Origin of the sequence: Ditibartonella apihabitans, assembly GCF_002007485.1 — a bacterium.
GTDB lineage: Bacteria > Pseudomonadota > Alphaproteobacteria > Rhizobiales > Rhizobiaceae > Bartonella > Bartonella apihabitans.
Genome location: NZ_CP015820.1, coordinates 275045 through 287671 on the forward strand (window position 1 = coordinate 275045; position 12627 = coordinate 287671).

General features: G+C 46.5%; 10 protein-coding genes and 1 tRNA gene. 3 read left to right on the forward strand and 8 right to left on the reverse strand.

Annotation, left to right across the window (positions count from 1 at the left end; translation table 11 throughout):
* From BBC0178_RS01200 to BBC0178_RS01225, 6 genes are all read right to left on the reverse strand, one after another.
* Positions 1-1173, reverse strand: a complete 1173-nt coding sequence (locus BBC0178_RS01200) for a thiolase family protein (RefSeq protein WP_078038919.1) — start codon at positions 1171-1173, stop codon at positions 1-3.
* Between the two features lie 2 nt (positions 1174-1175).
* Entirely contained in the window at positions 1176-2771 is a 1596-nt protein-coding gene (locus BBC0178_RS01205; RefSeq protein WP_078038920.1) for an AMP-binding protein, read from the reverse strand.
* A 128-nt stretch (positions 2772-2899) separates the two neighbouring features.
* Positions 2900-4738 (reverse strand): dihydroxy-acid dehydratase, encoded by a 1839-nt coding sequence (ilvD, locus tag BBC0178_RS01210; protein ID WP_078040293.1) that lies wholly within the window; start codon positions 4736-4738, stop codon positions 2900-2902.
* Positions 4739-4881: 143 nt separating this feature from the next.
* Entirely contained in the window at positions 4882-5517 is a 636-nt protein-coding gene (gene bluB / locus BBC0178_RS01215) for a 5,6-dimethylbenzimidazole synthase (protein WP_078038921.1), read from the reverse strand.
* Between the two features lie 532 nt (positions 5518-6049).
* A tRNA-Ala gene (locus BBC0178_RS01220) sits at positions 6050-6125 on the reverse strand.
* 139 nt (positions 6126-6264) lie between these two features.
* The gene (locus tag BBC0178_RS01225; protein WP_077970038.1) at positions 6265-6666 is read right to left on the reverse strand and encodes a TIGR02300 family protein; all 402 of its coding nucleotides are present in this window, start codon (positions 6664-6666) and stop codon (positions 6265-6267) included.
* Between the two features lie 302 nt (positions 6667-6968).
* Here BBC0178_RS01225 and aroA point away from each other — a divergent pair, with 302 nt between their 5' ends.
* From aroA to rpsA, 3 genes are all read left to right on the forward strand, one after another.
* Positions 6969-8297 (forward strand): 3-phosphoshikimate 1-carboxyvinyltransferase, encoded by a 1329-nt coding sequence (aroA, locus tag BBC0178_RS01230; protein WP_078038922.1) that lies wholly within the window; start codon positions 6969-6971, stop codon positions 8295-8297.
* Positions 8294-8941, forward strand: a complete 648-nt coding sequence (cmk, locus tag BBC0178_RS01235) for a (d)CMP kinase (RefSeq protein WP_078038923.1) — start codon at positions 8294-8296, stop codon at positions 8939-8941. Before aroA ends, cmk begins: the two co-directional genes overlap by 4 nt.
* Positions 8942-9092: 151 nt before the next feature.
* Positions 9093-10793 carry a 30S ribosomal protein S1 gene (gene rpsA, locus BBC0178_RS01240; RefSeq protein WP_077970046.1) on the forward strand — a complete coding sequence of 567 codons (1701 nt, stop codon included), beginning with the start codon at positions 9093-9095 and terminating at the stop codon, positions 10791-10793.
* 677 nt (positions 10794-11470) lie between these two features.
* Here rpsA and secB read toward each other — a convergent pair.
* On the reverse strand, positions 11471-11950 hold the full coding sequence (secB, locus tag BBC0178_RS01245; RefSeq protein ID WP_077970048.1) for a protein-export chaperone SecB: 480 nt from the start codon (positions 11948-11950) through the stop codon (positions 11471-11473).
* 125 nt (positions 11951-12075) lie between these two features.
* Entirely contained in the window at positions 12076-12597 is a 522-nt protein-coding gene (locus tag BBC0178_RS01250; RefSeq protein ID WP_077970050.1) for an FxsA family protein, read from the reverse strand.
* Positions 12598-12627 lie beyond the last annotated feature (30 nt).

A 12627-nucleotide genomic window follows, 5' to 3' on the forward strand; every position in this document is an offset into this window, starting at 1 on the left:
TTAAGCGTTGTGATATGGCCTGAATGCTGCACTTATTCCCATTCCTCCACCGATTCCCATTGTTGCAAGGCCAAGGGCATCGTCAGCCTGATTTTTCATCTGGGAAAAAAGCCGTATCGTCAAAAAAGTGCCCGACGCGCCGAAGGGATGCCCAAGGGCGATTGCGCCACCATCACGGTTGATTTGTTCTTCCGATATATCCAATTCGTCAATGGCGGCAAGCACTTGTGCTGCAAAAGCTTCATTGAATTCAATGACTTTAAAATCCGAACAATTGTCGAGCTTCATTCTTTGTAACAACTTTTTTGTCGAAGGAACCGCTCCCATACCGGCAAGATTGGGATCAACACCGCTTACAGCACTGTCAACGAACACAATCCCGTATTGAATACCCAATTGTTTGGCTTTTTCGAGAGATGTCACCAGAACAAGTGCCGCTCCGTCATTCAAAGGGCAGGAATTTCCGGCCGTGACTGTTCCATCTGTTTCAAATACCGGTCGCAAATGCTCCAAAGTTTCAAGTTTCAAACCTGCTCTCGGGCAATCGTCAGCGGAAAATAAGCCTTTTGCTGTTTGAAGTGCTATGATTTCATCATCAAAACGATGGTCCGCCTGAGCTTTCAAAGCTCGTCGATGGCTTTGAAGCGCAAAACGATCCTGTCTTTGTCTCGATACACCAAAATGTCGGGCAATATTTTCAGCCATGTTTCCCATATCGGGGTCACCGATTGTATCCGGTGAAAACCGTGCACGGGAGAAAAATTGCGGCAATTCGCGCGGCGTTTTCGGGCGTTTTATGCGCCAAGGCGCAGTTGATACACTTTCTGCACCACCGGCAAGATAAATGTCACCCGCTCCCGCTTCAACAAGTCTGCACGCCATAACGACGGCTTCAAGACCTGAGCCGCATTGTCGGTCGAGCGTTAACCCCGAAATTTCGACAGGCAGTCCGGCGGTTAAAGCGGCAAGGCGTGCGAGATTACCGCCACCGCCCGCCGCATTACCGATCATAACATCGTCAATATCGGTTTTTTTGATGTTTGTGCTTTCGACGAGTGCCTGAATGAGCGGGCTTAGAAGATATTCCACGTCAACAGATGAAAGCGCACCATATGCGCGCGCTATAGCTGTTCTCGCGACCGCAATAATAACTGGTGTTCTGCTTTCATCCATTTTTAAAGCCTTGTGATTTCGGGGTTGCCCTCTTCAACCATTTTTTTAACGATGACACGCGCAATTTTTCCGCTCCATGTCATTGGCCAATGGTTGATCATATAGAAATTTTTCGGAATTTTGAATTTTTCCATTAACGGGTGGCAAAACTCGCGCAATTCATCTGCCGTTAACGGGGCATCTTTGAATGAAACAACGCTGACAAGACGTTCTCCATAAATGTCATCGGCAATGCCGAACGCAATCGCTTCACTGATTTGAGGAATAGTTTTCAATGCGGTTTCTATTTCGGCAAGATAAATATTGTTGCCGCCCGAAATAATCATGCCACCGGCACGCCCCATTACATAAAGCTCGCCATTTTTATCCGTCATGCCGAGGTCGCCAACCGTTGCACCATATTGGTTACGGACAAATGACTTGCCATTGTCACCCCATAAATATCCGTCCGAGATCAAATTGCTTTCGACAAAAATCGTGCCGATTTTATTAGGCGCGAGCGGTGACAAATTTTCATCGCGTATTGTGACTTTGACACCGGGAAACGGTTTTCCTACCGGCGACATGGAAGTTTCATGCGAAAGCGTTCTAGGCGTCATTTTGTTGACTGCAACAAAACTTAATTCGGAGGCGCCATAATATTGTAAAATCTCCGCATTCGGGAAAAGCGCACGGGCATCGTCATAATGCTGACGATCGAATTTTGAAGCTCCGGTCACAAGTTGCTTCACTTCTTTAAAAACCAACTTACGCTCATCTGCCCGTTGTTTCAATTCGTTGAGCATGGTTGGAACGCCGACAAAACGGTTGGCAGTTTTAAGAAGCTCCAATACTTCATCGACATTGAATTTCCTGACACTTTCAAATGTCTGGCCGCTATCCAATGTTTCAATAAGCGCATAAAGGCTCACGCCGTGGGCCATGGGCCCCGGAGCAACTGATTTATGTAACGTGTCGAGACCGAAGAGCTTTCGTCCGGTGACGAGCGAGTTTCGCCAACTTTGACGGTTTCTGATAAAAGCTTTGGGAAGCCCTGTTGTGCCGGATGTAAAACCGATGAAAAAAGGCCCGAGCGGTAAATCGGCTATTGCCCGATCAGGAACGATTCCTTCCAGAAAACGGTCATAAGTTGCCAGAAAACGGTCATAAGTTGCCAGAAAACGGTCATAAGTTGATTGGGTGTCAGCACCTTTTTCAACATAAAGCGCTGGCAGATCAAGGTTGCGGGCAATTTCAGCGATAACACAGTCTTTATTCTCGCAAATGACAATGTCGGGACTAAGCCGACGCATGATTTCTTCAATCTGTTTTAGTGGAGTCGCAACAGAAAGAACAGCAACGCAATGCGGGCTTGCCGAACCGCCGACAAAAATTTCACCAAAGCGGAAATGGTTTGGCAGTGCGAGCAACACCAGCCGACCATCATCCGGTAAACCGAAACGGTCAGGGTGGCGTTTTTCCAGATTGAAAAGCTTGCGCCTGAAAGTTTCGGCGCGTTGGCAGAGTGTTTTATAGGTGATTTCATTTCCGGCGATCGAAATCGCAATTCTGTCAGGTGTTAAACCGGCATGTTTTGCCAATACATCAATAACCGACATTCGTTCCCCTAACGGTTCGGAAATAATTATGGAGCGACTGCTTTTTTAAGCGCCGACGTATTTTTAAAATGATCATAAAACTCTCCCGTTACAATTCAACGATTATAACGGGAGAGAAAATTTTAAAATCAGATTTGGCGAACAGCACCTTTGGCTGCCGATGTTGTCATGGCTGCATAAGCGCGTAATGCCTTGGAGACTTTGCGTTTGCGAACCTCTTCCGGCTTCCAGGCTTTGTCGCCTTTCTGTTCCATTTCCTTGCGACGTTTGGCAAGTGTAGCGTCATCGACATTAAGATGGATTTTGCGATTTGGTATGTCGATTTCGATTATATCGCCTTCTTCGACAAGGCCAATTGTGCCGCCTTCAGCAGCTTCCGGTGAAACATGGCCGATGGAAAGCCCTGACGAACCACCGGAAAAACGACCATCGGTAATGAGGGCACAGGCTTTTCCCAAACCTTTCGATTTCAGGTAGCTTGTCGGATAAAGCATTTCCTGCATTCCGGGGCCACCGCGTGGACCTTCGTAACGGATAAGCACAATGTCCCCCGGTTTGATTTTGCCGTTCAAAATAGCCACCACTGCCGAGTCCTGACTTTCAAAAATCCGTGCAGGACCTTTGAATTTCAAAATCGAGTCGTCAACACCGGCAGTTTTGACGATGCACCCATCCTTGGCAAGATTGCCGTAAAGAACGGCCAGGCCGCCATCCTTCGAATAGGCGTGGTCGACATCGCGGATAACGCCTTTTTCGCGGTCAAGGTCGACTGTTTCATAACGCCGTGACTGGCTGAATGGTATTTGTGTGGGAATACCACCCGGAGCTGCACGATAAAATTCATGGACTTCGGGATTATTTGTCTGTTTGACATCCCATTTACGCAAAGCATCCTTCAAGGTTGCTTCATGAACAGTTGCAACTTCGCTGTGAATAAGACCTGCACGGTCAAGCTCGCCCAGAATTGCCATCACGCCGCCGGCACGGTGGACATCTTCCATATGCACATTGGCAACGGCCGGAGCGACTTTACAAATAACCGGAACATGGCGTGAAAGCCGGTCGATGTCGGACATGGTAAAATCAACTTCGCCTTCTTGCGCAGCGGCTAGTAAGTGAAGAACCGTATTGGTTGAACCGCCCATTGAAATATCAAGCGTCATTGCATTTTCAAAAGATTTGAATGTTGCAATCGAGCGGGGAAGAACACTGTCATCATTCTGTTCATAATAACGCTTGGCCAATTCAACAATCCGGTGGCCGGCTTTTTCAAAAAGATGTTTGCGGTCGGCATGGGTTGCGAGCATTGAACCATTGCCGGGAAGCGAAAGCCCCAGAGCTTCGGTCAGGCAATTCATCGAGTTTGCTGTAAACATTCCCGAACATGAACCGCATGTCGGGCAAGCTGCCCGTTCCATATTGGCAACTTCCGAGTCGCTGTTATGGTCATCGGCTGCCGCAACCATGGCATCAATAAGATCAACCGCAAGGTCTTTGCCTTTCCATTTGATCTTTCCTGCTTCCATAGGGCCGCCGGACACAAAAATCGTTGGAATATTGAGCCGCAAAGCCGCCATCAGCATTCCTGGCGTAATTTTATCGCAATTGGAAATACAGACCAGAGCATCTGCACAATGGGCATTGACCATATATTCGACCGAATCGGCAATGATCTCGCGGGAGGGAAGAGAATAGAGCATACCGTCATGCCCCATTGCGATGCCGTCATCGACAGCAATTGTATTGAACTCTTTGGCAACGCCGCCAGCTTTTTCCACTTCACGCGCGACAAGTTGGCCTAAATCTTTAAGATGGACATGGCCCGGAACAAATTGCGTAAAGGAATTGGCAATCGCAATAATCGGCTTACCAAAATCTCCGTCTTTCATTCCTGTGGCACGCCAAAGGCCACGGGCACCGGCCATATTCCGGCCATGAGTAGAAGTTCTTGAGCGATAGGGAGGCATTTTGAATTTCCTTGAATAATTCCAATGTAGCAACGGTTTTGCCGCACAGATCATATAAACGCAAGGATTTTAAACGCTTTTTCGTTCAATGCTCAATCACATTTAGATTAGAATCAAAAACAATTGGAAAAATTTACGCAATATTATTGCGCATTCTTTGGCCACTCTTCTTGGTAAACAAGGCTTTCGAGCGGTACGCGTTTGCGCCAGCCTTTTTGTTCGAGTTCGGGGCTGTCGTAAAAGTGGCTGACATAGCCGATACACAGATAGGCGATAATGTCTATTTCGGCGGGAATCTTTAACAATTCCTTCAGCTCGTCATCATGATAGATCGAAACCCAGCCGACGCCGATGTTTTCAGCGCGTGCCGCAAGCCACAAATTTTCGACCGCACATACGCAACTATAAGCCGACATTTGCGGATTATGAAAACGGCCAAGACCGGTGCGGCCATCGCGCGAGCGGTCACATGTGACAACCAGATTAAGAGGTGCTTTGACGATACCCTGTAATTTCAGGCGGTTATAAAGTTTTCGCCTTTCATCGTTAAAAATTTTTGCTTCTTCGGCTGCCGCCCGGTCAAAAATTTCTTTGACTAGCGTTATTCGTTTTTTGTCGCGAATGAGAAGGAAATTCCATGGTTGCTGGAAGCCTACCGAAGGCGCTGAATGAGCCGCTTCAAGAAGCCTTTTAATAACAGCCTCTTCGAGTGGTTGAGGTAAAAATTCGTCGCGCACATCGCGCCGTTCATGAATAACTTTATAGATATCTTCCAACATAAATTCTGTGCCGAACTCCTTAATAATTCTGCCGATGGTTGAATGAAAATCGTTCTCTTGGCGGCGTAAGAACGCTTTCCGAAATTTATTAGCCGTCTAACAAATGCCTTATAATTAATAATGTGAACCAATCAAGTTTATCGCCGCTCTCGTGAGCCAATTTGAAAGCACAAAAATAGTCGAACATGTTTTCGGTCATGATTGGCGCAGGCAAGATTTTAAAAAATCAACAATCGTTTGCCAATAGTGTCAAACTATCTCTCAAGGAAAAAAACGGTGATTTTTTTAAACGGGAATTAGCGGGATAGAAAAAGCAATGAACAAGACCGGTTGGGAATGGAAAGATAAAGCCGCTTTGAAGAATCGGGTCTTCATTCAAAGAAGGAAATGGCAAATGAGTTAACCGGCAGATAAGTTAACCGGCAAAAAATTTAAACGGCAAAAAGTTAGCGGGCAAAAAATTTAAACAGCAAAATTTCGGGAATGTAGCGGGATGAGTCCCTATTTTTTGAAGCGGGTAAATTTTGAAGATTGGTGGAGCTAAGCGGGATCGAACCGCTGACCTCTTGCATGCCATGCAAGCGCTCTCCCAGCTGAGCTATAGCCCCATTCAGGATGAGAAGGTCACGTTGTGACCCTCAGGGATAAAGACAAACTGTCTGGCGGCTTCTTAAATTGAGTGGCGCCAAAGATCAAGAGGGAAATTGCAATCTTTATAAAGAAAGCGACTTCCCTCTTTGTATTTCATTAAATGTCGTCGTCTTTATGAACTTTATTGCCACCGGTGATAATGCCGCTAACGTCATCATCCTCGTCGTCTTCATCATCCGGCAAGAATGCGTCGTCATCATCGTCACCAAGATCGACATCCTCGTCGTCGCCGATATCGGGTATATCTTCGCCACCTTTGGTTTCATCGTCGGCATCTTCAAGCGAGATGAATTCAGGCTTTTCTAATGCCGTCTCAAGGTCCTCCGTCTCTGTCTCCTCTTCCTCATCTTCGCCCTTAGCATCGGCTGTGGCGTCGAAATAGGATCTGGGGTAGGAGATCCCAGTATAAGGCGAAATAATCGGGTCACGATTGAGATCATAGAATTTCTTGCCCGTTTCCGGGTCTATTCGTTTGGTTCCAAGTTCAGGTTTTGCCATGGACCGAGCCTCTTTTGGTTGGTCGTGATATTTCTATTTGCTATATGCTTACAGAAATAGACACGCGCCTTTGTTTGAAAGCACTTTAACCGGACACGAGCATTTACGCGTCCATAAAAATGCCGTTGAGATTAATCAAAAAATCCGTTCACGGTGCTTAAGCGCAAAAATATGCTTTTGTCAAAGATAAACAATAAGAACCATGTTCAATTTCCTTGAAGCGATGTATTTTTTCATGACGTATGAAACTCGTTATGTTAGAAGCATGCTTTTCCTATATATAAAGAAGAAATACGTTTGCCATGTCTGAACCGCTTCCCGCTACCTCGAAAAAATCTGCTGACCTTTCCGGACATATCCGGATACCGGGCGATAAATCCATTTCCCACCGTTCCCTGATGTTCGGTGCTCTGGCAAGTGGTCAAACCCGCATTTCCGGCCTTTTGGAAGGGGATGATGTTATTCACACCGCCAATGCTATGCGGGCAATGGGAGCAAAAATAACTAAGGATAACGATGTTTATGTTATCCATGGAACAGGAAACGGTTGCCTTTTGGAACCCGAACAACCGCTTGATTTCGGTAATGCCGGAACCGGTGCGAGATTGACGATGGGGCTTGTCGGTACCTACGCAATGAAGACACGTTTTATCGGTGACGTGTCCCTGTCAAAACGGCCGATGGGGCGCATCCTTGATCCGTTACGGCTGATGGGCGTGCAGGTAGAAGCCTCGGAAGGTGACAGATTACCGTTGACATTGTGGGGTGCTGTGACACCCAACCCGATTACCTATCGCGTTCCTATGGCATCGGCACAGGTGAAATCTGCCGTTTTGCTTGCCGGTCTCAATACCCCGGGTATAACCACTGTCATCGAGCCGGTCATGACACGTGACCACACCGAAAAGATGCTTGTGGGCTTTGGTGCCGACCTTGAGGTCGAGACTGATAATGACGGTGTTCGTTATATTCATTTAGAGGGGCAGGGCGAATTGCACGGGCAGGATATTATCGTTCCTGGCGATCCGTCATCGGCAGCATTTCCGATTGTGGCGGCCTTGATTACCGAAGGTTCGGATATAACAATAGAAAATGTATTGTTAAATCCCACCCGTACCGGATTAATCACCACACTTTTGGAAATGGGAGCCGATATAAGCTTTGAAAACCAACGCCAGACCGGCGGGGAAGAGGTGGCCGATATTCGCGTGCGTTCCTCCCGATTAAAAGGGGTAAAGGTGCCAAAAGAGCGCGCACCTTCCATGATTGATGAATATCCTGTTCTTGCAGTTGCTGCTGCTTTTGCCGAGGGAAAAACAATTATGGAAGGGCTTGCAGAACTGAGAGTCAAGGAATCGGACCGGCTTTCAGCCGTCGCCAACGGTTTGAAAAAAAATGGTGTTGATTGTGAAGAGGGAAAAGATTTCCTGATCGTGACTGGCGAACCTTCGGCAAAAAATATTGGCGGCGGAACAGTCACAACACATCTTGACCACCGCATTGCCATGAGCTTTCTGGTCCTTGGTCTTGGAGCTGAAAAGCCTGTAACAATTGATGACAAACGCATGATTGCGACAAGTTTTCCGGAATTTATGGGGCTGATGGCCAAATTGGGAGCGCATATCGAATGAACCTGAAAAAGGCGTTTATTATTGCAATTGACGGGCCGGCCGCTTCAGGAAAGGGAACATTGGCGCGCAAACTTGCCTCCCATTATAAATTTTCCTATCTTGATACCGGTTTGACTTATCGTGCAGTTGCCGATGAACTCATAAAACGTCATTTGCCACTTGATGACGAGGATATTGCTGTAAAAACCGCTTCGCTAATCGATTTTGGTTCACTTGATCGGGCGCATTTATCCGAACATGAAATCGGTGAAGTGGCTTCGAAAGTGGCGGTGATGGGGCGTTTGCGCAAGACATTGGTCGACATGCAAAAAGCTTTTGCAAAACAAAGTAAAGGGGCGGTTCTTGACGGGCGCGATATTGGAACAGTCGTCTGTCCCGATGCAAATGTTAAGCTCTATATTATTGCGACACCCGAAGTTCGCGCCGAGCGGCGTTATAATGAAATGCTGGAGAAAGGCGAGAAAGCCGATTATAATGCTATTCTTGCCGATCTCAAACGGCGCGACGAACGCGATATGAAGCGCACCGAAAGCCCGTTGAAACCTGCAAAAGATGCGCACTTGCTTGATACAACAAAATTGAGTATAGAAGGCGCGTTTACTGCCGCTTGTGCTATAATTGATGCAATTTTGGCAAAACGGTAAAAGACTTTAAGAGAAATGTTATTTCCGGCCATGCGCCAAACTACCCCGCCAAAGAGCGGGCGGCAGGAAAATAACATCGTTTTAACACTAACCCGGCGCGCTCGTGCCTTATTTCATAATTCTATCAAAAGGCACTTCTTCAGGAGTTTCTATGTCACAATACAATCCCACAAAAGCGGATTTCGAAGCCCTTTTGGCTGAATCCCTCCAGACCCATGATCTCGTCGAGGGTTCGGTTGTCAAAGGCCGCATCATTGCAATTGAAAAAGATATGGCAATCATTGATGCCGGTCTTAAAGTAGAAGGCCGCGTTCCGTTAAAGGAATTCGGTGCCAAGGGTAAAGACGGTTCGCTCAAGCCCGGCGATGAAGTCGAGGTTTATGTTGAGCGTATCGAAAACGCTATGGGTGAAGCTGTTCTTTCACGTGAAAAAGCCCGCCGTGAAGAGAGCTGGGTTCGTCTGGAAGAAAAATTCAACGCCGGTGAACGCGTTGAAGGTGTTATCTTCAGTCAGGTCAAAGGTGGTTTCACGGTTGATCTTGACGGAGCAGTTGCTTTCTTGCCGCGCAGTCAGGTCGATATTCGTCCGATTCGCGATGTAACGCCGTTGATGCACAATCCGCAGCCTTTTGAAATTTTGAAAATGGACCGTCGTCGTGGCAATATTGTTGTTTCACGCCGTACAGTTCTTGAAGAAAGCCGCGCCGAACAGCGTTCTGAAATCGTACAGAACCTTGAAGAAGGTCAGGTTGTTGAAGGTGTCGTCAAGAACATCACCGATTACGGTGCATTCGTTGACCTTGGCGGTATTGACGGCCTCTTGCACGTTACCGATATGGCATGGCGCCGTGTCAACCATCCGTCTGAAATCCTGTCGATCGGTCAGACTGTAAAAGTACAGATCATCCGTATCAATCAGGAAACACATCGTATTTCCTTGGGCATGAAACAGCTTGAAAGTGACCCGTGGGAAGGCATCAGCGATAAATATCCGGTTGGCAAGAAGATCAAAGGTACTGTTACCAACATTACCGATTATGGTGCTTTTGTCGAAATCGAGCCGGGCATTGAAGGCCTTATCCACGTTTCAGAAATGAGCTGGACCAAGAAGAATGTTCACCCCGGAAAGATTCTTTCGACATCTCAGGAAGTCGAAGTTGTCGTTCTGGAAGTGGATCCGGCAAAACGCCGTATTTCTTTGGGCCTCAAGCAGACATTCGAAAACCCGTGGACAGCTTTTGCCAACAAATTCCCTGTTGGTTCTGTTGTTGAAGGTGAAGTCAAGAACAAGACCGAATTCGGCCTGTTCATTGGTCTTGAAGGCGATGTTGACGGTATGGTTCACCTTTCCGATCTCGACTGGAACCGTCCTGGCGAGCAGGTTATCGAGGAATACAACAAGGGTGATGTCGTCAAGGCTGTTGTTCTTGATGTTGATGTCGACAAAGAACGTATTTCACTCGGTATCAAGCAGCTTTCCGGCGACAAGGTCGGTGAAGCCGTTGCTTCCGGTGAATTGCGCAAAGGTGCTGTTGTGACTTGCGAAGTGACTGCAATCCACGACAATGGCATTGATGTAAAACTGGTCGACCATGATCTCGAAACAACGATCCGTCGTTCGGATCTGTCGCTTGATCGTGATGAACAACGTCCGGAACGCTTTACAGTCGGCCAGAAGGTTGATGCACGCGTTACCGCATTCGACAAAAAGACCCGCAAAATCACAGTTTCAATCAAAGCTTTGGAAATTGCCGAAGAAAAAGAAGCTGTTGCACAATATGGTTCATCAGATGCCGGTGCTTCACTCGGTGACATTCTGGGTGCCGCATTGAAGAAGCAGGAACAGGAATAATCCTTTCAGTCCTGTTATCGCAGTTGACTGCGATGGCTTTTAGACAAATCAGAAAAACCCGCCTTTTGAGGCGGGTTTTTTTATAGATGATAGCTTTTTTGCGGTTTTTAATTGAATTGCCGTTTCTCCTTTATAAAGCCTGAAAAACTGCATTATTCCTGCCTGATCAACACAACCGGTGAAGCACGTTGAATTAAGGATTTGCAAAAATAAATAATTTGCGAAAATTAGTAATTAAAAAAGCGGCTATCAGCTTATTTTTCAGCGACGAGAATAAGGAGGCTTCTTCCGTTTTTGAACAAAGCCTGGCAGGTACTTCTGGCCAATAATCACTTCATATCATTGAAGGCGGAGCCATATATAATCCCGTTTGATAAGTGCGGTGGCGATTGTCTCTCCCTATTTTATCAAAGCAAAGGGAAACGGATTTTTTATGCTTTGAAAAATCAATAAAGTTCCGTTTTGCAATTGATTGAGCGGAATGCGCTTTGGTCTGTTTTTTAAAATATTTTGTTTCAAAAATTAAATGACAAAAGATAGAGGCGTTCGTTGATTTGTTTATCTTTGGCGAGCCACGTCATTCTTTTGTAAATGTTAGGCGAGGGGATAGGGAGTGACCAAAAAAATTCCCGCGAATTTCGCGGGAATAATGGAATAATCGAAGAATCTTTAAATTCTTACGAAGGATTGGACTTTTGTGCTTTTGCCTGTTCTTCGGCAATGCGCTTCTGGAATAGTCCTGCAAAGTCGATCGGGTCGATCATCAAAGGCGGGAAGCCGCCATTACGTGTTGCATCGGCAACGATCTGGCGTGCGAAAGGAAAGAGCAAACGCGGACATTCAATGAAAACCAACGGCATGATGTGTTCTTGCGGGATGTTCTTTACGCGGAAGACACCACCATAAACGAGTTCGACGTTGAAGAGCATATCCTTGCCTTCACCGGCTTTGGCGGTAAGCGAAAGGACAACATCATAGTTACCATCTTCCATAGGATTGGCGTTGACGTTGATTCCGATATTGATTTCGGGAGCTTTGTCTCTTGGTCGTAATGCCTGCGGGGCATTCGGGCTTTCAAATGAAAAGTCTTTCAGATATTGGGTGAGGACCGTAAATACGGGAGCTTCACCATTTTTATTTGCATCGCCTTCGGCCATAATGAAAACCTTCTATGATTAGCGCCAAAACGCGCCTTGTGTGGTTAGAGATAATATGGGCTAGCATGTCACGCGCATTGTTGCAATAAATGGGGCCCGGCCTTTCACCATTTTTCACTCAATGATCAATTTAAACGCTTGTTATCGTCATCTTTTCGCCATGGCGAATGTTCCGGGTCGGATGAATGATAATCCTCGGCATCAAGGTCGATTGTTTGCGAATGGCTGTTATCGTAATTGTTTTTTGTAAAACCGGATGAAAAAGAGGTGCGGACTATCATCTTTTTCGACACCCATTTCCATAAGAGATCGCGTATTTGCGGGATAAAAAGCAAAAGGCCGATAATATCGGTTACAAAACCCGGAATGATCAACAGGATAGCGGCTATAATAACCAACGCTCCGTGGGCAAGTTCACGATCAGGCATATGACCGGCGGCAAGCTCGCTTTGCATTTTGGTAAGAAGCGTAATTCCCTGAACGCGCAAAAGAACAAATCCCGCAACCATTGATAAAATGATAAGACCTAAAGTTGCGAGAACGCCGATCTGTTTTCCGACAATGATGAAACCGGCAATCTCGATAAAAATTGCGATGAGCAAAATCACACCGGCAATATTGGGTGTGTTACGGTAGATATTTCCCACCAACGCTATCCTTTCGACGGTTTTTTATGA

Excerpts from the sequence above, each read along its gene's own strand:
- BBC0178_RS01200 (WP_078038919.1), bottom strand. The coding sequence starts at position 1,173 with ATGGATGAAAGCAGAACACCAGTTATTATTGCGGTCGCGAGAACAGCT.
- aroA (WP_078038922.1), top strand. The coding sequence starts at position 6,969 with ATGTCTGAACCGCTTCCCGCTACCTCGAAAAAATCTGCTGACCTTTCC.
- secB (WP_077970048.1), bottom strand. The coding sequence starts at position 11,950 with ATGGCCGAAGGCGATGCAAATAAAAATGGTGAAGCTCCCGTATTTACG.
- cmk (WP_078038923.1), top strand. The coding sequence starts at position 8,294 with ATGAACCTGAAAAAGGCGTTTATTATTGCAATTGACGGGCCGGCCGCT.
- BBC0178_RS01225 (WP_077970038.1), bottom strand. The coding sequence starts at position 6,666 with ATGGCAAAACCTGAACTTGGAACCAAACGAATAGACCCGGAAACGGGC.
- BBC0178_RS01205 (WP_078038920.1), bottom strand. The coding sequence starts at position 2,771 with ATGTCGGTTATTGATGTATTGGCAAAACATGCCGGTTTAACACCTGAC.
- bluB (WP_078038921.1), bottom strand. The coding sequence starts at position 5,517 with ATGTTGGAAGATATCTATAAAGTTATTCATGAACGGCGCGATGTGCGC.
- rpsA (WP_077970046.1), top strand. The coding sequence starts at position 9,093 with ATGTCACAATACAATCCCACAAAAGCGGATTTCGAAGCCCTTTTGGCT.
- ilvD (WP_078040293.1), bottom strand. The coding sequence starts at position 4,738 with ATGCCTCCCTATCGCTCAAGAACTTCTACTCATGGCCGGAATATGGCC.